19 protein-coding genes are annotated in these 23409 nt (G+C 29.4%); 12 read left to right on the forward strand and 7 right to left on the reverse strand.

Going from position 1 to position 23409, the window contains the following annotated elements; translation table 11 throughout:
• Positions 1 to 80: 80 nt before the first annotated feature.
• Positions 81 to 740, reverse strand: coding sequence for an NAD(P)/FAD-dependent oxidoreductase (locus tag B2694_RS17350; RefSeq protein WP_414632741.1), 660 nt, complete (start codon positions 738 to 740; stop codon positions 81 to 83).
• Positions 741 to 1082: 342 nt separating this feature from the next.
• On the opposite strand from B2694_RS17350, the gene B2694_RS17355 reads away from it, so the two are divergent.
• On the forward strand, positions 1083 to 1586 hold the full coding sequence (locus B2694_RS17355; protein ID WP_346886822.1) for a FliG C-terminal domain-containing protein: 504 nt from the start codon (positions 1083 to 1085) through the stop codon (positions 1584 to 1586).
• Positions 1587 to 1747: 161 nt separating this feature from the next.
• Complete coding sequence (locus B2694_RS17360; RefSeq protein ID WP_346847080.1) at positions 1748 to 2140, forward strand: bacteriohemerythrin; 393 nt, start codon at positions 1748 to 1750, stop codon at positions 2138 to 2140.
• Between the two features lie 58 nt (positions 2141 to 2198).
• On the opposite strand, the gene hcp is transcribed toward B2694_RS17360, so the two are convergent.
• Positions 2199 to 3857: a hydroxylamine reductase gene (hcp, locus tag B2694_RS17365; protein ID WP_346886823.1), complete on the reverse strand. Its 1659-nt coding sequence runs from the start codon at positions 3855 to 3857 to the stop codon at positions 2199 to 2201.
• 184 nt (positions 3858 to 4041) lie between these two features.
• On the opposite strand from hcp, the gene nth reads away from it, so the two are divergent.
• A complete protein-coding gene (gene nth, locus B2694_RS17370; RefSeq protein WP_346886824.1) occupies positions 4042 to 4683 on the forward strand; it encodes an endonuclease III in 642 nt (213 codons plus the stop codon).
• A gap of 26 nt (positions 4684 to 4709) precedes the next feature.
• On the forward strand, positions 4710 to 5882 hold the full coding sequence (locus B2694_RS17375) for an NAD(P)-dependent malic enzyme (RefSeq protein WP_346886825.1): 1173 nt from the start codon (positions 4710 to 4712) through the stop codon (positions 5880 to 5882).
• 119 nt (positions 5883 to 6001) lie between these two features.
• On the opposite strand, the gene B2694_RS17380 is transcribed toward B2694_RS17375, so the two are convergent.
• Both B2694_RS17380 and B2694_RS17385 read right to left on the reverse strand, forming a co-directional pair.
• A complete protein-coding gene (locus B2694_RS17380; RefSeq protein WP_346886826.1) occupies positions 6002 to 6613 on the reverse strand; it encodes a HutD family protein in 612 nt (203 codons plus the stop codon).
• A gap of 99 nt (positions 6614 to 6712) precedes the next feature.
• The gene (locus tag B2694_RS17385; RefSeq protein ID WP_346886827.1) at positions 6713 to 7201 is read right to left on the reverse strand and encodes a thioredoxin family protein; all 489 of its coding nucleotides are present in this window, start codon (positions 7199 to 7201) and stop codon (positions 6713 to 6715) included.
• Between the two features lie 279 nt (positions 7202 to 7480).
• On the opposite strand from B2694_RS17385, the gene pepT reads away from it, so the two are divergent.
• From pepT to B2694_RS17400, 3 genes are all read left to right on the forward strand, one after another.
• Positions 7481 to 8698 (forward strand): peptidase T, encoded by a 1218-nt coding sequence (pepT, locus tag B2694_RS17390; protein WP_346886828.1) that lies wholly within the window; start codon positions 7481 to 7483, stop codon positions 8696 to 8698.
• A gap of 86 nt (positions 8699 to 8784) precedes the next feature.
• Positions 8785 to 9090 (forward strand): hypothetical protein, encoded by a 306-nt coding sequence (locus B2694_RS17395; RefSeq protein ID WP_346886829.1) that lies wholly within the window; start codon positions 8785 to 8787, stop codon positions 9088 to 9090.
• 256 nt (positions 9091 to 9346) lie between these two features.
• Complete coding sequence (locus B2694_RS17400; protein ID WP_346886830.1) at positions 9347 to 10657, forward strand: S1C family serine protease; 1311 nt, start codon at positions 9347 to 9349, stop codon at positions 10655 to 10657.
• A gap of 325 nt (positions 10658 to 10982) precedes the next feature.
• Here B2694_RS17400 and B2694_RS17405 read toward each other — a convergent pair whose 3' ends face one another.
• A complete protein-coding gene (locus tag B2694_RS17405) occupies positions 10983 to 11606 on the reverse strand; it encodes a hypothetical protein (RefSeq protein WP_346886831.1) in 624 nt (207 codons plus the stop codon).
• A 236-nt stretch (positions 11607 to 11842) separates the two neighbouring features.
• The gene (locus tag B2694_RS17410) at positions 11843 to 13831 is read right to left on the reverse strand and encodes a fructose-1,6-bisphosphatase (RefSeq protein WP_346886832.1); all 1989 of its coding nucleotides are present in this window, start codon (positions 13829 to 13831) and stop codon (positions 11843 to 11845) included.
• A gap of 418 nt (positions 13832 to 14249) precedes the next feature.
• On the opposite strand from B2694_RS17410, the gene B2694_RS17415 reads away from it, so the two are divergent.
• The 5 genes from B2694_RS17415 to B2694_RS17435 all read left to right on the forward strand — a co-directional run bounded on the left by B2694_RS17415 (position 14250) and on the right by B2694_RS17435 (position 21415).
• Complete coding sequence (locus tag B2694_RS17415; protein ID WP_346886833.1) at positions 14250 to 14627, forward strand: CoA-binding protein; 378 nt, start codon at positions 14250 to 14252, stop codon at positions 14625 to 14627.
• 149 nt (positions 14628 to 14776) lie between these two features.
• The gene (locus tag B2694_RS17420) at positions 14777 to 16630 is read left to right on the forward strand and encodes a sigma-54 interaction domain-containing protein (RefSeq protein ID WP_346886834.1); all 1854 of its coding nucleotides are present in this window, start codon (positions 14777 to 14779) and stop codon (positions 16628 to 16630) included.
• A gap of 262 nt (positions 16631 to 16892) precedes the next feature.
• Positions 16893 to 18182 (forward strand): diaminopimelate decarboxylase, encoded by a 1290-nt coding sequence (gene lysA, locus B2694_RS17425; RefSeq protein ID WP_346886835.1) that lies wholly within the window; start codon positions 16893 to 16895, stop codon positions 18180 to 18182.
• A gap of 70 nt (positions 18183 to 18252) precedes the next feature.
• On the forward strand, positions 18253 to 19827 hold the full coding sequence (locus B2694_RS17430) for an amino acid carrier protein (RefSeq protein WP_346886836.1): 1575 nt from the start codon (positions 18253 to 18255) through the stop codon (positions 19825 to 19827).
• A 358-nt stretch (positions 19828 to 20185) separates the two neighbouring features.
• Positions 20186 to 21415: an MFS transporter gene (locus B2694_RS17435; RefSeq protein ID WP_346886837.1), complete on the forward strand. Its 1230-nt coding sequence runs from the start codon at positions 20186 to 20188 to the stop codon at positions 21413 to 21415.
• Positions 21416 to 21626: 211 nt separating this feature from the next.
• On the opposite strand, the gene B2694_RS17440 is transcribed toward B2694_RS17435, so the two are convergent.
• The gene (locus B2694_RS17440) at positions 21627 to 22931 is read right to left on the reverse strand and encodes an erythromycin esterase family protein (protein WP_346886838.1); all 1305 of its coding nucleotides are present in this window, start codon (positions 22929 to 22931) and stop codon (positions 21627 to 21629) included.
• Positions 22932 to 23409: the final 478 nt, after the last annotated feature.

A 23409-nucleotide genomic window follows, 5' to 3' on the forward strand; every position in this document is an offset into this window, starting at 1 on the left:
CTGTTATTTGCCTTTAATTAGCTTATTTATAATACATGGTTAATCTTTTCTTCATCATTTACTAAAATCATAAAAAATTTCTAAAACCTACTTAGAACTTCTTTCTTAAAGTTCTCTATTGAAATTCTTTCAATAAAAAAACTTAATTTTTCTCCATCATGGGCATTTTCTTTATAAAAATCAAATATAGCATCTATTAATTTTAAAGTGTCCTCTTCTGATAAATCATTAGCTATAATATTTGCAATCCTAGGGTTATATCCAGCTGAACCACCCGCTGTTACCATGAGTTTACCATTAATATCTGCTATAACACCAACATCTTTACTATAAACACTTCCACAAGCATTTCTGCATCCTGCTACACCTATTTTAGTTCTACAAGGCATATCCATCCATTGATATTTTTTAGATAATTTCATACCTATACCAATTGTATTAAATTTTGATCTTTTACAATATCCTGCTGGACACATCTCTACATTTTTAACGGAATTTTGAGTTTTAACAGCGGGTTCCATATGTAGTTCATCCCATATTTGAGGTAGATCATTTTCCTCTAAATTAGTTATTAAGATTCTTTGTCCAGATGTTATTTTTATAACTCCATTATACTTCTTAGCTACCTTAGCTATTTTTTCAAGGTTTTCTGGAGTTATAAAACCTCCAGGAATATGAGGTGTTATACCATATTTTCTTTTACCATACCTTATTTTTTGAAGATTCCCGTAATGTGCCAAAACATATTGCCTCCTATATTTTTTAAATATATTATACCTCATTTAACAAGAACTAATCTACTTGACCTTGCTGAATTTAAAAGAGTTATGGTAATGAAAATACTTAAATTTGTAAAGGAATGAAGGTCATCATGTAACTACTATGACATATTTTTATTTAATATTTAAAAGAGAACTAAATTTATTTCCTATTATAGGTTTTTGTCTGTACACACAAAGTAGTTCAGTAATAATTGTTAATTATTTGAAAGAAATACAGGTTATTATTTCATTTTTAGGAAAGTGGTACGATTATATAGTTATAAATTTATTTATGCCAATGGGGTTTATGGGGGAATTATTATGAATTTAACTTTTTTTGTGTCATTGCTATCAGTAGAACTAAGGACCAAATATTATGAAGAAATTATTAGGAATGGACAAGTAACAGAAGAACTTTGGAAGGAAATATCCTACTATCTAGAAAAAACATACAAAGAACTCTTAAGTGTTGAAGAACAGATAATAGAATTACTAAGGAATCTTGAAGATGTTGAAAAATCTAGATTAATGATGACAATACAAGAAAATGACATATATTTATTTAACAAAATATCTATGAAACTATTTAGTTTTGAGGATATTATTAGTATAGATAGGGAAAGAGTGAAAACAGTTCTGTGTAAATTAGATATGGATACTCTATGTAAGGCTATATTAGGAGCTTCACCAAGAGTTATTTATTATATTCAAAATATATTTCCAGATATTGATTTTGTAGAGGCGAGAAGAAAATTAGGAAGTGTTCAATTGGATGAAATACTTCAGGCTCAAGATAAGATAATAATGCAAATAAATAATAAGTAATAAAAGTTTAAGTTATGGGATTATACACCATTTTATTACTTGAAGTTATAGAAGAATATTTACTTATATGGTATTATGTAGTCCTAGAGTGAAATAGTTCAAAAAATTCATGTTGAACGTATTTAACTAGTACTATTGAGAAAAGTTGGAGGGTGATTTAAATGTACGAAATGAAGGAAGAATTTAAAACAGGAATAGAGATTATTGATAATGAACATAAAATGCTTTTTGAAATAGCTGATAAAATTTATGAGTTATTAAATAATGAGTTCATTATTGATAAATATGATAGAATAGTAAATTTAATTGAAGAATTAAAAGGGTATGCTGCTCTTCACTTTAGAGATGAAGAAGCCTATATGGAGAGTATAAATTATAAAAAAATGTTTACTCAAAAAATAGATCATGATAACTTTATAAAAAAATTAGAGGAAATAGATTTAAATAAAATTGATGAGAATCAACATAAATATATTCTTGATTTATTAGAATTCGTAAATCAGTGGTTAGTAAGTCACATTCTTGAAAAAGACAAGCTGATTGCACAAGGGTAAGTTTTTGTGAACTATATAAAAATAAATGGTAGTCCTATTTGGGCTACCATTTAATATATTAGTTAACTCTTTGTTTAAGACAAGTTTTTAAGTCCTCTTCTGGTGTACTTATAGGAGTTAATTGGAAGGTGTCCACTAAGTATTGAAGTACATTTGGACTTATAAATGCAGGAAGAGAAGGTCCTAGGAATATATTCTTAACTCCTAAGGACAATAAAGCTAGTAAATCAGCTACAGCCTTTTGCTCATACCAAGATAGTACAATGGATAATGGTAATCCATTCACATCAGTTTCAAAGGCATCCGCTAAAGCAGTAGCAATTCTTACTGCAGAATAAGCATCATTACATTGACCTACATCAAGAAGTCTTGGTAATCCAGCTACTTCACCAAATTTAAGTTTGTTAAATCTATATTTTCCACAAGCCAAAGTAAGGATAATACAGTCCTCAGGAACCATTTTTGCAAAATCTGTGTAGTAGTTTCTTCCAGGTCTTGCACCGTCACAACCACCTATTAAGAAGAAGTGGCGCACTTCACCATTTTTAACTGCATCAACAATTTTGCCGGCATTACTTAAGGTAGCTTTATGACCGAAGCCTACAAGAATTTCTTTTCTGTCTTCAGAAGCAGTAAATCCACCTAATTCTAAAGCTTTATTTATGATTTCAGAGAAGTCCTTTGTTCCATCTTCTTTAAGAGTAACATGTCTAACTCCATCCCATCCAACTACGTTAGTTGTAAATATTCTATCCTTATAGGTTTCTCTAGGTCTCATAAGACAGTTAGTAGTCATGAGTATACAGCCCGGAATGTTATCAAATTCTGTTTGTTGGTTTTGCCATGCACTACCATAGTTTCCTACTAGATGAGGGTATTTTTTAAGTTCAGGATAACCATGAGCAGGAAGCATTTCACCATGGGTATATATATTTATTCCCATACCTTCAGTTTGTTTTAATAGCATCTCTAAATCTTTTAAATCGTGACCAGAAACAATTATAAAAGGTCCTTTTTCTACTTTTACATTAACTAGATGAGGAGTTGGATTTTTATAACTTTCAGTATTAGCTTCATCAAGTTTTTTCATGACAGCTACACTCATATCACCAGTTCTCATAGTCATTCTAATTAACTCTTCAACAGATAAGTTATCATTAGTTGTACATTCTAATCCTAGAAAATAGAAGTTATCAACTTGGTCATCATAGTAACCTAAAAATCTAGCTTGGTGTCCATAGGCACTTACTCCCTTTAGACCATAAACAATAGTTTGTCTTAAAGAACGTATATCAGCATCTAAATCTCCATCATACATAATTCCAGCTTTAACGGCATCCTTAAGCATTTCTTCTTTAGTTTTGCTTAAATTATAGGTTGCTTGATCAGGATACGCCTTATCGGTAGATGCCTTACTTCTTAGGGTTTCTTTAATTTTTTGTGATTCTTTAAGCATATTCAAATGACTTGCTGCATCAAAGTTAACATTAGTTAAAGTTGTAAATAGAGCATTTTCTACAAAACTAACCACTGATTTATCTATAACTTGCTCATTATCAAGTAAATCTTTAGCATAACAACTGATTCCTTTTAACTGATAAATTAATAAGTCTTGTAAATTTGATATTTCAGGGGTTTTACCGCAAACACCTAACTTAGTACATCCCTTTCCCCCTACAGTTTGTTCACATTGATAACAAAACATTGCATTATCCATTTAATAATCCTCCTTATTGTATTAAGTTTTTTATAGTATTTGTTTATAAAATAATATTATTCTTTTATAAATAAATACATACTAATTAAACCCTTATTTATTAAGTAAAATAATAAAAATCTGATATAATAGAAGTGAACTAACTAGGAATACTACAATCATTGAAATTTATTGAGGTGATTTTATGAATAAAGAAAAACGAAAGAAAATTTTAGAAATATTAGAAGAGACTTATAGAGGAGCTGCCTGTGGGTTAGATTTTAGAACACCCTTTGAACTTTTAGTATCAACCATACTTTCTGCTCAATGTACAGATGAGCGGGTTAACATAGTTACAAAGGAATTATATAAGGAGTATAATACTCCGCAGACTATACTAACTTTAAGTGAAGAAGAATTAGGTAAAAAGATTCATAGTTGTGGATTCTATAAAAATAAAAGTAAAAATATATTAGGGGCATGTAAATCCATAGTAGAAAAACATAATGGTCAAGTTCCAAGAACTATGGAAGAACTTATAGCCCTTCCAGGAGTAGGTAGGAAAACGGCTAATGTGGTTTTATCTAATGCTTTTGGAGTGCCTGCTATAGCTGTAGATACCCATGTGTTTAGAATTTCTAATAGAACAGGTTTTGCACCTGGAGATAATGTAGAAATTGTTGAAGAAAAACTTATGAAGTACATACCAAAGAACATGTGGAGTGATGCACATCATTATATTATTTGGCATGGAAGAAAAATATGTAATGCTAGAAAGCCAAAGTGTCATGAATGTCCTATAGCACCTTATTGTGATTACTTAAATAAGGCATCTTCAAAAAAATAGATTATTTTAATTAGGAGGATTTAATTATGTCATATGGTGAACAATCTTTAAAAATGCACAAGGAGAAGAAGGGAAAACTAGAGGTTATAAGTAAAATTCCTGTTAATACAAGAGAGGATTTATCTATAGCTTATACTCCTGGAGTTGCAGAGCCTTGTATTGAAATATCTAAGGATAAAGACAAGGTTTATGATTATACAATAAAATCTAATACTGTAGCTATAGTCTCAAATGGAACGGCAGTATTAGGACTTGGAAATATAGGAGCAGAAGCCTCAATTCCAGTAATGGAAGGAAAGGCATTATTATTTAAGGAATTTGCTGGGGTAGATGCTTTTCCAATATGTATTGACAGTGAAGATCCAGAAGAAGTAATAAAAACTGTAAAATTAATATGTCCTGTATTCGGAGGAATAAACCTTGAAGATATAAAGGCTCCTGAATGTTTTTATATAGAAGAAACTTTAAAAAGAGAATTAAATATTCCTGTATTCCATGATGACCAACATGGAACTGCAGTAGTTGTATTATCAGGTTTATATAATGCATTAAAGTTAACTAAGAAGAATATTAAAGATGTTAAAATAATAATAAATGGCGCTGGTTCTGCTGGAATTGCTATCTGTAAATTGCTTTTAAAGGCGGGAGCAGAAAATATTATCATGTGTGATAAGAAGGGTGCTATTTATGATGGAGGCAACTGCTTATTTGAATCTCATGAGGAAATAGCAAAGGTTACTAATAAAAATAAAGAATCGGGTTCATTAAAAGAAGTTTTAGTAGGAGCTGATGTGTTCATAGGAGTATCTGGGCCTAACATGATAAATTCAGAAGATGTAAAGACTATGAATTCAGATGCAATTATTTTTGCCATGGCTAATCCAACTCCAGAAATAATGCCAGATGAAGCTAAATTAGGAGGGGCTAGAGTAATAGCAACAGGCCGTTCAGATTTTGCGAATCAAATTAATAATGTTCTAGTATTCCCAGGTATATTTAAGGGAGCTCTTACAGTTAGAGCAACAGAAATAAACGATGAAATGAAGTTAGCTGCAGCAAGAGCTTTAGCAAACCTAATTCCAGAAGAAGAATTAAATGAAGAAAACATAATCCCAAATGCCTTAGACAAGAGAGTATCAGGCAAAGTAGCAGAGGAAGTTATGAGAATAGCAAGAGAAATGGGAGTAGCAAGTCTGTAGAGACTAAAAATATGGAACATGTACCTATATTAAAGTACATGCTCCATATTTTATAAAAATTAGATTTATATTTTATCACTGTAATTTTCAACAGAGCCATAGATTTGAATAAATAACTTTTAAAAGCCTGCTTCTATACTAATGATATTGCAAGGTTGTGAGGAGGCAATTTCTATAGAAGAAAGGCTATCTTTTTCACAACTTTCTATGATTAAGGTGTGATTTTTAGGTAGAGATATATTGTTCCCATCTATTGTAAGGGTTAGGTCTGAATTAGGTGAGAAAAATATATAATTATGATAAAAGTATCTGTTTTTCCTTTTGTTTAAATTCAGCTTTAGTAAAGAACCTTCACTTAAAGTTAGTGCATTCATTACCCCATCACATCCAGGTCCTATCATTAAATTAAAGTCTGTAACAGTACCAAAGCTTTCAGTGTTTACATCTCCAGAAAATCCATGAACTTCAAAAGGTTCTAAGTGAACTAGAGGACCTTTATTGTGACAAATATCCATGGAACCCTCCAAGGTTGTTATATATCTATAAACTTTTGGAAGGTTAGTGAAGGTGGAGTGTTCTAACTCTACAGTGGCAGAACTAATTCTCCATTTAAAGTTTAAATCTTTGTAATTAGAGTCTTTAGGATAAATATATATTTCATTAGTAGTTCCCCCACTCCAATTAGAAGTTTTTATTTTATCCTTTGTTATTATTTCTGTTTTATAACCCATAATATCACCCCATTAATAATTAACATATATAATATTAATACAAAAAACTCATCCATATATGAATAAATATAGGAATGAGTTTTAAAATGTATCACAAAATTAAAGTATTATATCTAAAAGGTCTTTTTCTATTAAATTATTGTATTTTCCGGATCTATATTCTGCAACAAGAACTTTTCTCTCATCATTAGAGATTACAGGAAGTTTTTTAAATAACTCCTTAGGCATTTCTACATAGGCACCCTTAGGATCCATTTCTTCAGTAAAAGTGATTACTGCAGGAATACTTTTGCAGCCTACTGCTTCTTCAAGAAAACCTTCATAGCCTGTTCTAGGAAATAAATGAACCTTTAAGTTTTGGTTTTCTTCTGAAAGTTTTTGTACGAAAGGAATAGTTACGATACAATCAGGGCAAAAACCTTCTGTAAATATTGCAGCATGAACAACCTTATCTAGTTTTTTTATTTGTTCCTTAGTATCACTAGAAAGTTCAGTGTCTGCATAGGTTTTATCTTGGATATTTCCATATTTGGCATGTTGTTTTTCTACATACTCCTCAAAGCTTAAGGCTTTATTAAAATCTAACATATCATCTTACCCTCCAATTACTTATAACTAAATTTTGTCTTTTATAAATTAGAATGTATTGTATTAAATTAAAATTATTCAATATAATACATTATGTTAGCATCGAATAGACATAGCTTGTTCATGATTATTATAACAAATAAAATTGATAAATAGTAGATATATACAATTTATTAACTTGTAAAAAAAATTAGAGTTTTATATACTAGGGTTATGGGACAAAATAAATATGATAAACAATATAAAATATTTATAAAATTTAAAAAAGGCGGCGATATTATGTCAAAAGTTATAGAAAGATTTTTAGGATATGCTAAGTATGATACACAATCGAGTGATTCTACGGGAACAACTCCAAGTACTGCTAGCCAAAGAGTTTTAGGTGAAGTTTTATTTGAAGAATTAAAAAGAATCGGAATGAGTGATGTTACTATTGATGAAAACAATTACGTAATGGCTACATTGCCTGCTAATACAGATAAAAAAATACCAACTATTGGGTTCATATCTCATATGGATACTGCTCCAGATTATTCAGGTAAAGATGTTAAGCCTCAAATGGTGAATTATGAAGGTGGAGATATTAAGTTAAATGCAAATGCAGTTTTATCTCCAGTAGATTTTCCTGAATTAAATGACTATATAGGTAAAACTCTTATCACAACAGATGGAACTACTTTATTAGGAGCAGACGACAAAGCTGGTATATCAGAAATTGTTACTGCTATGGAATATTTAATTGCAAATCCAGATATAAAACATGGTACTATTAAAGTTGGATTTACTCCAGATGAAGAAATTGGAGAAGGTGCAGATCACTTTGATGTAGAAAAATTTGCAGCAGACTTTGCTTACACTGTAGATGGGGGAGCTGTTGGAGAAATCGAATATGAGAACTTCAATGCTGCTGGTGTTGAAATAGTTATTAATGGAAGAAATGTTCATCCAGGAAGTGCTAAAAATAAAATGGTAAATGCTCAGCAAATAGCTATGGAGTTAAATGGATTATTACCTGTTAATGCAAGACCAGAATACACAGAAGGATATGAAGGCTTCTTCATGCTTTGCGATATGGTAGGAACTGTAGAAAAGACTACTATGTCTTATATCATAAGAGATTTCTTTAGAAATACCTTTGAAGAAAAGAAAACTTTAATTAAAGAAATAGTAGACCTTCTTAATAAAAAATATGGTGCAGGTACTATAGAAATTTCAGTAAAAGATCAATACTACAACATGAAAGAAAAAGTAGAACCTGTAATTCATGTAGTAGACACAGCTGTTGAAGCAATGAAAGCTCTTAATATCGAGCCGATTATAGTTCCTATAAGAGGAGGTACTGATGGAGCAAGATTATCCTTCATGGGACTTCCAACACCAAACATATTTACAGGTGGACATAACTTCCACGGAAAATTTGAGTTCATTCCTGTAGATTCTATGGAAAAGGCAGTAGAAACTATAGTTAAGATAATAACTCTTTATGCAGAAAAATAAAAAGTTCTAACATTTATAATACTCATACATAAAAATTAACTCCTTAATACACACTATAGTAAAGTGATTGAGGAGGGCGATATAATATGAGTAATGATAAATCAAGACCAATATATCCACCAGATGCACATAACTATTTTGGTGATTTTAGAAGCATAACCCCTATGTCTGATTCAGTTTGGGAAAATGTAAGAGAAGCTGAGATAGAAGCAGCAAAGACAAGAAGTCGAAGAAATTACAATATGGAGACTAGTGAAGAAATTGCTTTTGATGATTTAAATGAAGATATAAAAAGCGAAAGTGAAGTTGATTTTGACTCCATTATAGATGAAGTAGACATGAGTGACCATGGTAATGATTACGGAGATTATGCTAAGAAAAGATTATATTAATATTTCTTAGAGGAAGAATTTATTCTTCCTCTAAGTTAATTTAGGGTTCACATAGGAAACTACTGAAGCTATAAGGCTTTAGTAGTTTTTTAGAATATTATATTTACATATAGGTATTTTAAAATTTTAATCATTTAAGGGACAATTAAGAATTCATTCATATTTTAGTCACTTAACTGACACATAAGTGTTGATAATAATATATATAGATAAGAATAGTAAACAACTTAACTTTTAATAAGGGGGAAGATTTAATATGGATAAAGATATAAACAATAATGAATTAAACAATAATAATAACTTAAATGAAAACACCAGTATTAATAAAGATAATAATGACAATAATACTAGTGACAATATAAACTACACTGTGATTCAAGATGTAGAATATACAACAAATGATGACTTAAAATTCAATGAAGTTAATACTTCATCATGGCAAGAAGAAGAAAAAAAGAATAAAGATAAAAAGAATAAAGGTAAAGGTTCAGCTAAATCTTATATAGCTATAGCTCTAATATGTTCTATATTAGGAGGAGCAATTGGTACAGGTGTTACTTATGGAGCTATGAGAAGCACTATACAATCAGCAATTAAGGAAGCTAAAACAAAAACAAATAACAGTGGAACAACAACAAATATTAATCCTATAAGCAGTATGAATATACCAGAAGTTGTAGCAAAGGTTTCTCCAGCTGTAGTTGGTGTATCAACCACTTCAGTTTCAACTAATGTATTTGGATTTGATATGGGAGAGCAAGAAGGCATTGGCTCAGGATTTATTTTCTCAGATGATGGTTATGTACTTACAAACTATCATGTAGTTAAAAATGCTAGTCAAGTTAAAGTTATCTTTAGCACAGGTAAAGAAGTAAGTGCTAAGGTTGTAAACTATCAGGAAGATGCAGATTTAGCAGTTGTTAAGATTACTGATGATGTTGAAATGCCAGGTAAAGTAGAACTAGGAGATTCTGATAGTCTTCAAGCAGGAGAACAAGTTATAGCCATAGGAAATCCTCTTGGAAAAGAATATCTAGGCTCTGTAACAACAGGAATTATAAGTGCTGTTAATAGAGGCGTAGCTTTAACTGAAGGTGGAGAGAAAATGAACCTTATCCAAACAGATACTGCTATAAATCCAGGGAATAGTGGAGGACCATTAATAAATTCTCAAGGTGAAGTTATAGGTATAAATACAGCTAAGATAGGCTCTACTGGAGTAGAGGGAATAGGTTTTGCAATTCCAATAAATGATGCCACTGAAAAATTAGATACCTTAGTAAAACAAAAAATAAAGTTTGGTATAGCAGTTAGAAATATAACTGAAGATTTATCAAAACAATATAATTTACCGGTAGGTATATATATTCAAAGTATTGAAGATTTTAGTATAGCACAAAAGGGAGGACTACAACCTGGAGATGTAATTACTAAAATAAGTAAGAAAACTGTTAAGACCGTTGAAGAATTAAACAAGGAAAAAGAAGCCTACAGTGATGGAGATAGTATTCCTATAGAATTCGTAAGAAAGGGTCAAACAATGCAAGCTACTTTAGTAGTAGAATAATAAAGTTAATACTTATAATTATCCCCTAATTATAATATTATAAACAGAGTTCTTTGCTTCAGAGGGAGTTTTTACCCCCAATGAAGCTTAGAAATCGTTATCCAGGGACGTAGCAGCTCTTAACTCCCACTTTGAAGAAGATGGGAGTATTAGAGATGGTAGTCATCGGATAAATTTCAAATAGGTGTGAAGCTTGAGTTATCAATGTTTCATGCCTTTTTAACATATGATTAACAGGATATAATACCAAAGCAAAAATCTAAAAAGACTATTGCAAAATGCAATAGCCTTTCTACTTTAAACAAAAATTTTCTATTTAAATTTATTAATTATTTCCTATACACATATTAGCTAAATCATTACCAAATGAAATGGAATCTTTTGGAACCCAAACTTCTTCAGTTTTCTTACCAAAGTTCATTTTTACTTTTTCAAATTCAAAAGTAGTTGATTTAACATCAGTTGAAGGAGTTAATGCATTAATATTTTCAATTATTTTTTTGATGAAAATTTCTGATACTTTAGTCATATCAGAAATTTGTTTGCTTTGTACTTCAGAAATAGTGTCATCACCAGCTTTAGTACTTGCTTCAACCATATTAACATATGTAGTTGATATTTTAACTTGAGATATTTCTTTATCACTAGAAACAACCTCTATAGTAGGTTTTAATTTTCTTAAAGCTTCTATTTGAACATTATATATTTGATCTAACTGTTCATCAGTAATAGGTAGACCAGCTTGTACAAAACCAGCTTTAGTAGCTTCATTCATTGATTTTTTTTGAATTTCTGCCATAGATTTAATTTCATCATTTGTCACACCAAGCTTTTCAAATTCGGCGCTATCTTGTAAAATAACTAAGTCATAAAAAGCTTTTGCAGTTTGATCAATAGGAATAGTCTTTTTACTGCATCCTAAAAAAATTGATGAAAGACTTAATAACATAACGATGCAAAGAATACTAGGTTTTATAAATTTTTTCATGTGTAATTCCCCTTTGTTTTTAAAATCTGTAAATTGTTTTATTTAGATAATTCTTATTTAAAGCAATTATATAATATAATAAAATTTACCAAATATCAATTATTTTTGAAATAAAGGCTATTAAATATGGATTCTGGGAAGATAAGGTTATAAAAATATTTAAGGGAGCTTATTTCAAAAAGCTCCCTTGGTTTAATTTATTTTCTTTCCTTAATTATACCTTTTCTATAGGCATTTAAAAGCATTTGAAGGTAATGAATTTGACTTATAAGCTCCGTACCTATATCAGTATCTCTAACCTTTAGCCTTCTAGAGTTAAATTCTAAAATGAAGTTGGTAGATATGATATCTTTCCCCTCATCAATGGCTGTTTGAGTTGATTCAAAAGGCTCATGCTGAACTAATTGAAGGCCATAGGAATTATAAATTAAAGTATAGCCTGCAATGCCTGTCTCAGGTTGGTAAGCCTTAGAAAATCCCCCATCTATAACTAAAAGTTTCCCATTAGCCTTTATAGGATTTTCACCTTTAATAGTTTTAACAGGTACGTGTCCATTAATTATATGAGAATGTTTAGGAGAAAGACCAAATTCTAATAATATATTATTACAAACCTCTTCATTATCTCTAAGATTGAAGTAAGGGCATTTATTTTCCTTATGAGTAATCTTATCATTTATAAAATATCTTTCAAAAGTAGCCATTTTATCCTTACCAAAGAGAGGTGAATCAGGGCCACACCATAAATACCACATATAATCTAAAGCATAATGAGCATTTTTGCTATCACATTCATTAAAATATGCTTCTCTAGTAATTCTATCTACCCTATCTAAATATTCTTTACCGCAGAATTCCTTGTTTCCAAGCTTAACATTCTTAAAAGTGCCATCTTCATTTAAAGGAATGGAGGCATGATATAAAAGATTAGAATTGCTCTTTAAGTAAAGACTACCCTTAGAGTAAAGACATCTAACATGTTTCTCAAGTTTTTCACTATTTAAGAAAGAACTATGAAGCTTAGACATTAATTCTTTTTCTTCATCTGTCAATTTATAAGGATTATTAATATCTATAGTAGGGAAGTTAGTATCATTTAATGCATATTCTTTACCACCTATAACAATTGTTCCTTTTTCATAATTAATTTTATCAAGAAGTCTTCTATCATCCATATTAAATTCAGGGTGTCTTTTAATAATTTCACCTTCTAATTTAAACTGTATAATAGAAATTGCCTTATGCATTTGAGCCATAAGTTCTAAGTCTTTTTCTTTAAAGTAATCATTAGTAACCTTTGGTTTAAAGGATTTACATGGATCATTACAGTATACATCCATAGCAAAACGAGCTAGAGGTAAAATGTTTATACCATAGCCATCCTCTAAGGTTTCTAGATTAGCGTATCTAGTACAAATTCTAATAACATTACATATGCAACTATGATTTCCAGCTGCTGCACCCATCCAAAGTATATCATGGTTTCCCCATTGAATATCATAGGAATGATAATTACATAGAATATCCATAATTATGTGAGCTCCAGGACCTCTATCATAGATATCACCTACTATGTGAAGAGAATCTATAGTCAACCTTTGAATAACATTACAAATTGCAGTTATAAAATCGCTAGCTCTACCAATGGAAATAATGGTATCTAATATTCCATTAAAATAATCTTGTTTATTTGGTCTCGCTTCAGATTCATGAAGTAGCTCCTCTATAATATAGGAAAAGTCTGCAGGAAGAGCTTTTCTAACCTTAGAACGAGTATATTTAGATGATACATTTCTACATACCTGAATCAATTGATTAAGAGTAATCTTATACCAATCATCGGGGTCATCTTCTTTAGCAAGGGCAATATCTATATACTGTTCAGGGTAATATATAAGAGTACATAAAGCTTTTTTTTCAGATTCTCTAAGGGTATTACCAAAGATATCATTAACTTTTCTTTTTATTACACCTGAAGCATTTTTAAGTACGTGTTGGAAAGCTTCATGTTCACCATGGAGATCCGTCAAAAAGTGCTCCGTACCTTTAGGTAAATTTAATATTGCCTTTAAGTTTATTATTTCAGTACAAGCATCTGATATTGTAGGAAAATTATGAGAAAGAAGTTCTAGGTATTTTAAATCCTTTTCAATTATATCAGCACTTATTTCACAAGTTCCGCTCATGATTATCTCCTTCTTAGCAAATAACTATTCAGATAGTTAAAGGTAAAATAGTTATCTATAGATAGTTATTAAAAATTGCTATCTATATAGTTATTTGAAAAATTACTATCTATATAGTTATATGTAATATGCTATATTATAATTATTATATATATGATATTATACATGAAATTTATATAATTTACTAATATCATAGATAAATAGGTTATCATATATCTATATATATTCTACATATATAATTTTAATATAGTAATCAATTTTCTTAGCATCAATAGAGTTTTTATTGGGTATAAATACACAATGAATTATTTTGCATTATTAGAATTGAAAAGATATATTCTACATGATAGGATTAAAGAATAGTAACTGTGAAAAATAAACAAACTATATATATAAAATAAGATTAGGAGTGATAAACATGAATAAAATGCTTAACCTAAAACGCTGGGCTTTACTTGGGGCTACCACTGATACTACAAGATTTGGATACAAAATTTTTAGAGAATTAGAGGATAGAGGATACACTGTTTATGGAATAAATCCTAAATATGATTCTGTAGATGGAATAAAGTTATATAAATCTATAGAAGAGTTACCAGAATTAATAGATGGAATAAATGTAATAGTTAATCCTAAAATTACTTTAGAAGCTCTTCCTAAAATAAAAGCAAAAGGAATCAAAAATGTATGGTTCCAACCAGGTTCTTTTAATGAAGAAGTTATAGAAGAAGCTAAAAAATTAGGTTTTAACATAGAACTAGAAGACTGTATGCATGTAGAATTATTGAAGTTATAGTTCTTGTTTCATATAGAAAATGTAAAAAACAAATGTGTAATCATGGATTAGAAAGATCTAACTAATAAATAAACAATAAATAAACTCCAATCTCATTTTTAAATTTGGGTTGGAGTTTATTTATAGCGTAAGACATGGGGGAAGTTCTTATGGGTGAAGCTTTAAATGAAATACTAGATAATATTTCACAAGGAGTTATTGTTATTGATACAGAGGGAATAATAACAACTTACAATAAAAAGGCTAAGGAGATATTTGGAATATTTGAATCTACAAAAATTAGTCATAAGTCAGATAAACTTAAAAAAGATGATCTGGTTTTTATTGTAGATAATAAAGTTGGTGAGGACGATGGGGAACTAGATTATAAGTCCTTTGAGAAGATCGGTATCTATGATAAAAACCTTAAAAAGGGAGATTCAATTTTAGCCTTTGGTATATATAAAAGTTCTAATAATCATGTTAATGAGAATTACAAAATTATAGAAATAAGTGATCAAAGTGGGGAAGTATATCTTGATGGAGTATATAGGGGATTAAAGTATAAGCTAAGTATAGATTATAGTAAAAAAACATTAGAAATAAATATAAATGACATAATATATAGAATGAATTATAGATATGCTGTTGGTCATATGGTGATAATTAGAAATAATGAACTGGTATTTTATCAAAGTAAGGGCTATACAGCTAGAAATGAAAGTTTAAGATACATATTAGAAGAGCGAGTTTTTAGAGAAAAAGGTAAGAATGCACAGGCTATAAATCCTATTGGAGATTTCATTTTTAATGTCCATGAAAGAAATAATGAAATGGATAAATTCTATAGGTGTGCTACCAAAGAAGATAATATAGTAACAAATGAATTTATGAATATTAATGGTATAGCTACATTATCATCAATTATACCGTTATATTCAGAAGAAGATAAAATTGGGGCTATATTAAGAGTTGAAGACATAACAGAATTGAAAGAGGTAATAGAAGAAAGAAACGTTTTATTAAAGAATCTTAAAAAAACAGAAAAATTATTAGAAGATGAAAATATAGCAAGATGTTTCAAAAAGTTTCAAGGGGTAAGCACCCATATAAATGATATTAAGAAAATAGCTTATAAATCATCAAAAACAGATTCAACGGTATTAATACTAGGGGAAAGTGGAACGGGAAAAAGTACTTTAGCAGAAGAAATTCATAATATCAGCAATAGGAAAAATAATAAGTTTCTTCACATAAATTGTGCATCTTTACCAGAAAGTCTTTTGGAAAGTGAGCTTTTTGGATATGAAGGTGGATCATTTACTAATTCAAGAAAGTCAGGTAAACCAGGATTATTTGAATTGGCTAATAATGGTACTGTATTTTTAGATGAAATAGGAGAAATGCCATTAAAGATTCAAGGTAAACTACTTAATTTTTTACAAAATAAAACCTTTTATAGAATTGGAGGAATAGAAGAAATTAAGGTAGACACCAGAATTATATGTGCTACAAATAAAAATCTTGAACAATTAATAAAGGAAAAGGAATTTAGAGAAGATTTATATTATAGAATCAATATTATACCTATATACATTGAGCCTCTTAGAAATAGAATTGAAGATATACCCATATTGGTGGACAAGTTAATTAAAAATTTATCTAAGAAATTAAAAAAAGAACCCATTACTATGACTAGAGAAGCAATGAACAAGTTAATGTGCTTATCTTGGTTAGGAAATATAAGGGAATTAGAAAATGTTCTCGAGAGAACAATAAGTTTAAATGATTCTAACGTAATTTATTCTAAAGATATATTAGTATACAATACAAAAAATGAAACAAAAGAAATAAATGAAAGTTTAAAAGTTGGTTTAGAAGAAGCAGAAAAGAAAATAATAATTAACTGTTTAAGAGCTTATAAAGGAAATATTAAAGCTTGTTTAAACATTTTAGAAGTTGGAAAAACCAGCTTTTATGATAAATTAAAAAAATATAATATCAATATAAATGATTATAGATAAAATTAAATATAAATATTCCGTCAATGCGGAATGATGTTCGCAAAAATGAACTATTTTAAGTTCTTATATATTGAGCAAAATCAAAGCTTTAGAAAATGATATTTAGAATAGTTCGAAAATATGGAAAAACATATAAACTATATTTAAAGATTAATAAAAAAATGGCTATTTTAAAGGGATTAATTTAGTAAATATCTTTTAAAAATGTGGCATAGATATTGCTTTATTAATAAAGTAAGAAATTTAGTAGGAGGCAATAGATATGTTACAAAATAGCATTAAAGAAGGAAACTTATATTTTTATGGATGTAATGTTCAGGAATTATCACAAAAGTACGGTACACCTTTATATGTAATATCTGAGGATTGCATAAGAAACAAGTGTAAAGAGTTAAAGGAAAGTTTCATAGAAAAGTATCCCAATACTAAGGCATTTTATGCAAGTAAAGCCTTTTTGACTTTAGAAATGTGTAAAATAATGAAGGATGAAGGCATGGGAATAGATGTAGTATCAGGAGGGGAACTTTTTGTAGCAATTAGAGCTGGCATTGACCCAAAGGACATAATGTTTCATGGTAATAACAAGACAACAGCAGAATTAAAAATGGCCATAGAGTATAGTGTAGGAAGAATAGTGGTTGATAGTTTAGATGAATTACAAGTGCTTGATGACCTTGCCAATGAAGCAAATAAAGTTGTAGATATCTTATTTAGAATAACTCCAAATATAGATTGCAATACTCATAAGTATATAAGTACTGGTCAAAAGGATTCTAAATTTGGTATTCCATTAGATGATGAAATTATAAAGGAAGCTATAACTATAGCAACAACATCAAGAAATATAAATTTCAGAGGGATTCATTTCCATGTAGGCTCACAATTATTTGATAACTCATCCCATCTGAAAGCAATAGAAAATGCAATTAGATTGATGAAAAAGCTAAAAAGTGATTTAGATATAGAAATAGAAGAATTAAATGTTGGAGGAGGCTTTGGCATAAAATATTTAGAAAGCGATAAGCCAAAATCTCTAAGCTATTTTATTGATGCAATAATGGAAGCAATTAAGAAAAAAACCTATGAAAATGGACTTAAAATGCCTAAGATTTTTATTGAGCCAGGAAGATGGATGGTTGGAGAAGCTGGTATAACTCTTTACACCGTGGGAACTATTAAGGATATTCCAGGAGTAAGAACCTATGTCTCTATAGATGGAGGATTACCAGACAATCCAAGAACCGCATTATATACAGCAAAGTATCAAGCATATTTAGCAAATAAAATGGATAATGAAAGAAATAAGACAGTTACAATAGCTGGAAAATGCTGCGAATCAGGAGATATACTAATATGGGATTTAATGGTGCCTCATTCTATAGAAAGAGGAGATATTCTTTCAGTTATGAGTACAGGTGCATATAATTACTCCATGGCTAGCAATTATAATAAAATTCCGAAGCCTGCTGTAGTGATGATAAAAGATGGACAAGAAAGAATTATTGTAAGACGTGAAAGCTACGAGGATTTAATTTCCATGGATGTAATTTAATAATTCTAGTTTAAATATGGGTGATATGAGATAATAACTACACATTATAAAATTTCGGGGGGATATAACAATGGAAGGATTTTTTAACTCCATAAATAAAATATTTGAATTTATAGTACCAGTGGCAGACTTTTTATGGGATTTTCCAACTAATTTTCAATGGTATTCTAACATTCCTATAATAGGAAAGTTTTCTTTAGCCATCTTACTTTTAGTAGGATCAGGTATTTATTTCACATTTAAATTGGGTTTTGTTCAATGTACTAAGTTTAAAAAAGGGATTAAAATACTTGTAGAGAAGAAATCTCATGAAGCGGGAATTAGCCCTTTAGCATCATTTCTACTAAGTTCAGCCATGAGAATAGGACCTGGTAACATAGTAGGAGTTACAGGAGCAATTAGTGTAGGAGGACCAGGAGCTATATTTTGGATGTGGGTTTCTGCCTTCTTTGGAATGGCTACAGCCTTTGTAGAAGCAGTTTTAGCTCAAATTTTTAAAGAGAAAAAGGATGATGAGTTTGTTGGAGGACTACCTTTTTATGGGATGAAGATTTTAGGCAATAAAAGAGCAATAGGAATAGTACTAGCTGTTTTATTTATTGTATATGCAATGTTCTGTATACCAGCTCAAACCTTTAATATTGTAACTAGTTTAAGTTCAGTAGTAGAAACAATTACAGGAACAGTTTATGAAAGACAATCATTACTATACTATGCAATTACTATATTATTAATAGCTTCAGTTGTAGTTACTGTATTTAAAGGAATAAATGGTGTTACCAAGGTTACAGATAAGTTAGTGCCTGTAATGGCTATAATTTATGTAGGAATAACATTAGTAATAATTATATTTAACTTAGATAAAGTACCTGTATTTTTTACAGCAGTATTTGCAGGTGCCTTTAAACCACAAGCCATCTTTGGTGGGGCCTTTGGTGTTGCACTTGCTCAAGGAATAAAAAGAGGTCTTATGTCAAATGAAGCTGGACAAGGTACTATAACTATGGCCGCAGCTACTTCAGACACTGATCATCCGGTAGAACAAGGATTAGTACAAGCTCTAGGAGTATTTTTAGATACTATGGTAATTGCCACAATGACAGGAATAGTTGTAGTTATGGCAAGCCTTTGGGCAGCTGAATCAGGAGTGGCTTGGGAGAGTATAAAAGGTTCTAAGCTAACAGTTTATTTAACCTCTGTACAATACTTAATTCCAGGTACAGCCTTTGACTCAATTGCTACTATAATAATATCTTTATGCTATGGATTATTTGCATTTACAACCTTACTTGGAATGATTCTATTTGCAGAGATATCAGGAAACTTTATATCAAAAAGTAAGAAATGTATTAATACCATAAGAAGTTTAGGTGCCTTTATATTTGTACCTTTTGGTTGTTTAACAGTTTTATCAGGACTAGAACTAGGGAACCTATGGTATATATCTGACTTAGTAAACATACTAGTTGTATATGCCAATGTACCTATATTATTATTAGGATGTAAGATTGTATTTAAAGCTTTAGATAATTATAATAGCACGAAAGGTGCAAAGTTTAACTCTCTAGACATAGGAATTGAAACTCCTTGTTGGGGAAACTATGGAATTGATAATTATAAAGAAGAGAAAGAAGTATCTATGTAAATATTTAAATTATATAAAAAATAGGATAATAGTGTATACTAAAATATTACCCATATGATATAATAAATTATATAAGAAAAAATGGAGGAAACAACTGTGAGATATCTTAATATAAAAAAAGGATATACCCCAATGAGCAGCAGTTCTATGACTAAAACTGCAATATTGAAAACTAAGGGGTTACTATATCTTTTTTTAAGATGATTTTGCAGGAATGATAGTCCTTCAACTTCAAAAGTAACTCCAAGACTTTATTATAAGATTAAATTCTTAATAATAGAGTCTTTTATTATGCTAATAAACAGAGTTCTTAGATTCTATGAAGCTTTACTAACAGAAATCATTAGGGGGAGTTACAATGAATAACGTAAAAGAAAGTTTAGATATAAATAAAATTAATAAAGGAAAGAGCGTAGATTACTTAGATAGGATAAAGAAAAATATAAAAATTGATTATATGTATAAGTTTTTATCTTCCATAGATATAAGTTCTGCCATTTGGGTATTATATTTAGCCCATAAAGGCATGTCTCTTATAGAAATAGGACTTTTAGAATCAGTTCACCATATAACCAGTTTAATATGTGAAGTTCCTACAGGAGCTATTGCTGATATTGTTGGAAGAAAGAATACTATAATACTTGGAAGGATAATGTCCGCAATTGGGGCAATCTTAATGCTGTTTTGCAATAGTTTTTTAGGGTTCGCCATTGCCTTTGTAATATCCGCCATATCTTACAATTTAAATTCAGGCTCAGAAGAAGCCTTGGTTTATGACTCTTTAAAGGTTACAGGAGAAGAGGAAAAATACCTAAAGATAAATGGAAATTTAAATTTTATAATTGAAGTAGCTCAAGGAATAGCTGTATTAGTTGGAGGAATATTATCAGATTACTCCTTTACATATAGCTATGGATTAGCAGCCATTGTAAGTATATGTGCACTAGGAATTTCCTTTGGATTTAAAGAACCAGAATTTCATGAAGAAGCAAAGGAAAGAGTGACTATAGTAGGTCATTTTAAAAGCTGTTATGAAGTGATGAAATCTAATAAAAAAATTATATTAATAATGATGTTTTTTGAATTAATATTTATGACCGGCACAACTACTCATTTTTATACTCAACAGTATTTTAGTGAAATGGGATACTCTAGAAGTTTCATAGCAATAATCTATGTAATATCAAGTATAGGCTGTGCCATAGGAGCAAAGTTCGCTTATAAAGTAGAAAGAAAATTAAAAAAAGCTATGCTTTATATAGTTCCAATGTTAGGAGGAGTGTGGCTTATAGTTCTTATTAGCAGTAAGAATTTAATTGCTATCATAGGATTTATTATGTTTTCTGTAAGTATAAATATCCTATATCCTGTTAGCTCTGACTATATAAATAAGCTTATCCCATCAGCTCAAAGAGCAACCTTAATATCTGTTCAAAGTATATGCTTCAGTATATTCATGATTATGATATTTCCATTATTAGGGGTTATAGGACAAGTAACTTCATTAAGGGTAGCTTTTATAGTACTTGCAGTGATTCTTTTCATAATAAGCTTTGGGAGCAGAAGAGTCTTAAAGGGGAGTAATTGATGTTAGAAGAAAGGGAATGCTTAAATTTAATATATGGTGATAACAATCTGTATTTAAATTTAAAATAGTTAAGGAACTCCATAGAAGCTATTCTATGGAGTTCCTTAGTGTTTATATTATTTTCTTTATAAAAGTAAATGGTATAAACTGAATTTATTTAAATGTTATAGCTTTATATGATTATATATTTTACTAGTATATCTTATTTTAGTTAATTATACTCATCATTAATTGGCTCTGTTGCTTTAGATTCTCTTATACAAACGATATATTGAAAAAAATCTAACATGTTTGCTTCTAGTTCTTCTCCATTATAAGTATAATACATTGGTGTTTCAGAAAAAGGTGAATCCTTACCCGTTAATTTATAAATATTCAAATTGCCTTCTAATAAATTATTAGTTTCCTTAACTTGTGGATAAACAACTGCGAACTTATGTGGGGAATATCTACCATTCCCTGATATATCAATTTTCTCACAATTATCATAGTTATATATTACTGTCAAAAGCTTATCTTTAAATATTGAGTCATCAGAATTTAGGTAGGCAGCAAACCACATTTTATCTTTTTCTTTACTTTGAAATGTATGATTAAGTCCCCATTGTCCATAATACTTTCCCTTAGGCAATTCCTTTTGAAGAATTTTAAAGTTTTCATATATCATTTTATCTCTAGTGTTATCCCAATCAACATGATCATCCTTATGCTTATAAGCTTCTATTTGATTTAATACGTTCAAATTTACAAGGTTAAAACTAGTGAATTTTTCTCCAAGATACTTTCTATATATATCTTCCTTATTTTCTATATACTCTTGCAATTCCTTTGAACATTGAACAGAAGTTTCATCAAATTTATCTAAATCATTAAATGTACTTTTAATCTTATCTATTACTGCTTTTATTTCTTCAGGTGCTTCTGTCTCTGATAAAACATCTACTAAAAACTTATAGGCATTAATTGGTTGATGTTCTATATCCACACCTATAACCTCTATTCTACTCTCTTTAGGTAGAGTATTATTATACTCATATAACTTCTTCCAATGGTTATAACCATCTTTATTCCATGCAAAGGTTCCTTTTAGTGGCTTATATATCTCTTCTAATATTTTTATATCCCCAGTATCTAAATACTTATTTATAAAATAAGCATCGCTATAGGAAAGTTCACATAAATAATATTTAAAGTCTGCTTTTTCTTTGAAATATTTTAAGAATTTCATATTTAATTGTTCATTAGCTTTAGTTCCATGAAGTTCTGCAGTAAAAAAGATTTCCTTTCCCTCTATATCTGAATCCATAATGGATAAATCTTTAAATTCACTTTCATCTTCTAAATCTATAGAACTATAGTTTTCTTTTAAATACTCTTGCATGATTTTTCTATTCTCAGGTGATTGTTCTAAACTTTTATCAGAGAATTCAATTGAATGCTCCTCTTTCTTACATCCAGTTAATAATATACCTAGTATTAAGAAAATTGGTAGTAATCTTAGACTCACTTTTTTCATAATAATTTTCTTCCTTTCTATATAATAAGCTATATCAATAGTTCATTTGCGTTCATTTGGCAATATTATATTTTGAAAATAATTTATATATTTTACAATTTAAGTATATAGATTCCGTATGAGAAAAGTCAAGGCGTATTCACTTTAAGTTTCTTTTATAAATTATCTATTAAAGTAAGTTTCACTTAAATTTACTTATAAAGGTATAAATAATTTAAAATAAGAAACTTAAGTTAAGATTTAGACTTTTCAAGTATCTTTTATTTAATTAAAAGTTTATTTTGATATACTTTCAAGGTAACCATTTTAATATTTGATTTCTGTAAGCAAACAAATAAATATGTATAAATTGACAGAAGTTAACGCTATAAATATATTAAACTTGTTATTTAATGAAAAATATGATAATATAGTAAAAAATATACTAAAGTGATTTATTAGAATTGAAGGTGAGGTAAATTAAAAAGTTAAATTCCGT

Origin of the sequence: Clostridium sp. UBA4395 (genome assembly GCF_002390995.1) — a bacterium.
Taxonomy (GTDB): domain Bacteria; phylum Bacillota; class Clostridia; order Clostridiales; family Clostridiaceae; genus Clostridium_J; species Clostridium_J sulfidigenes.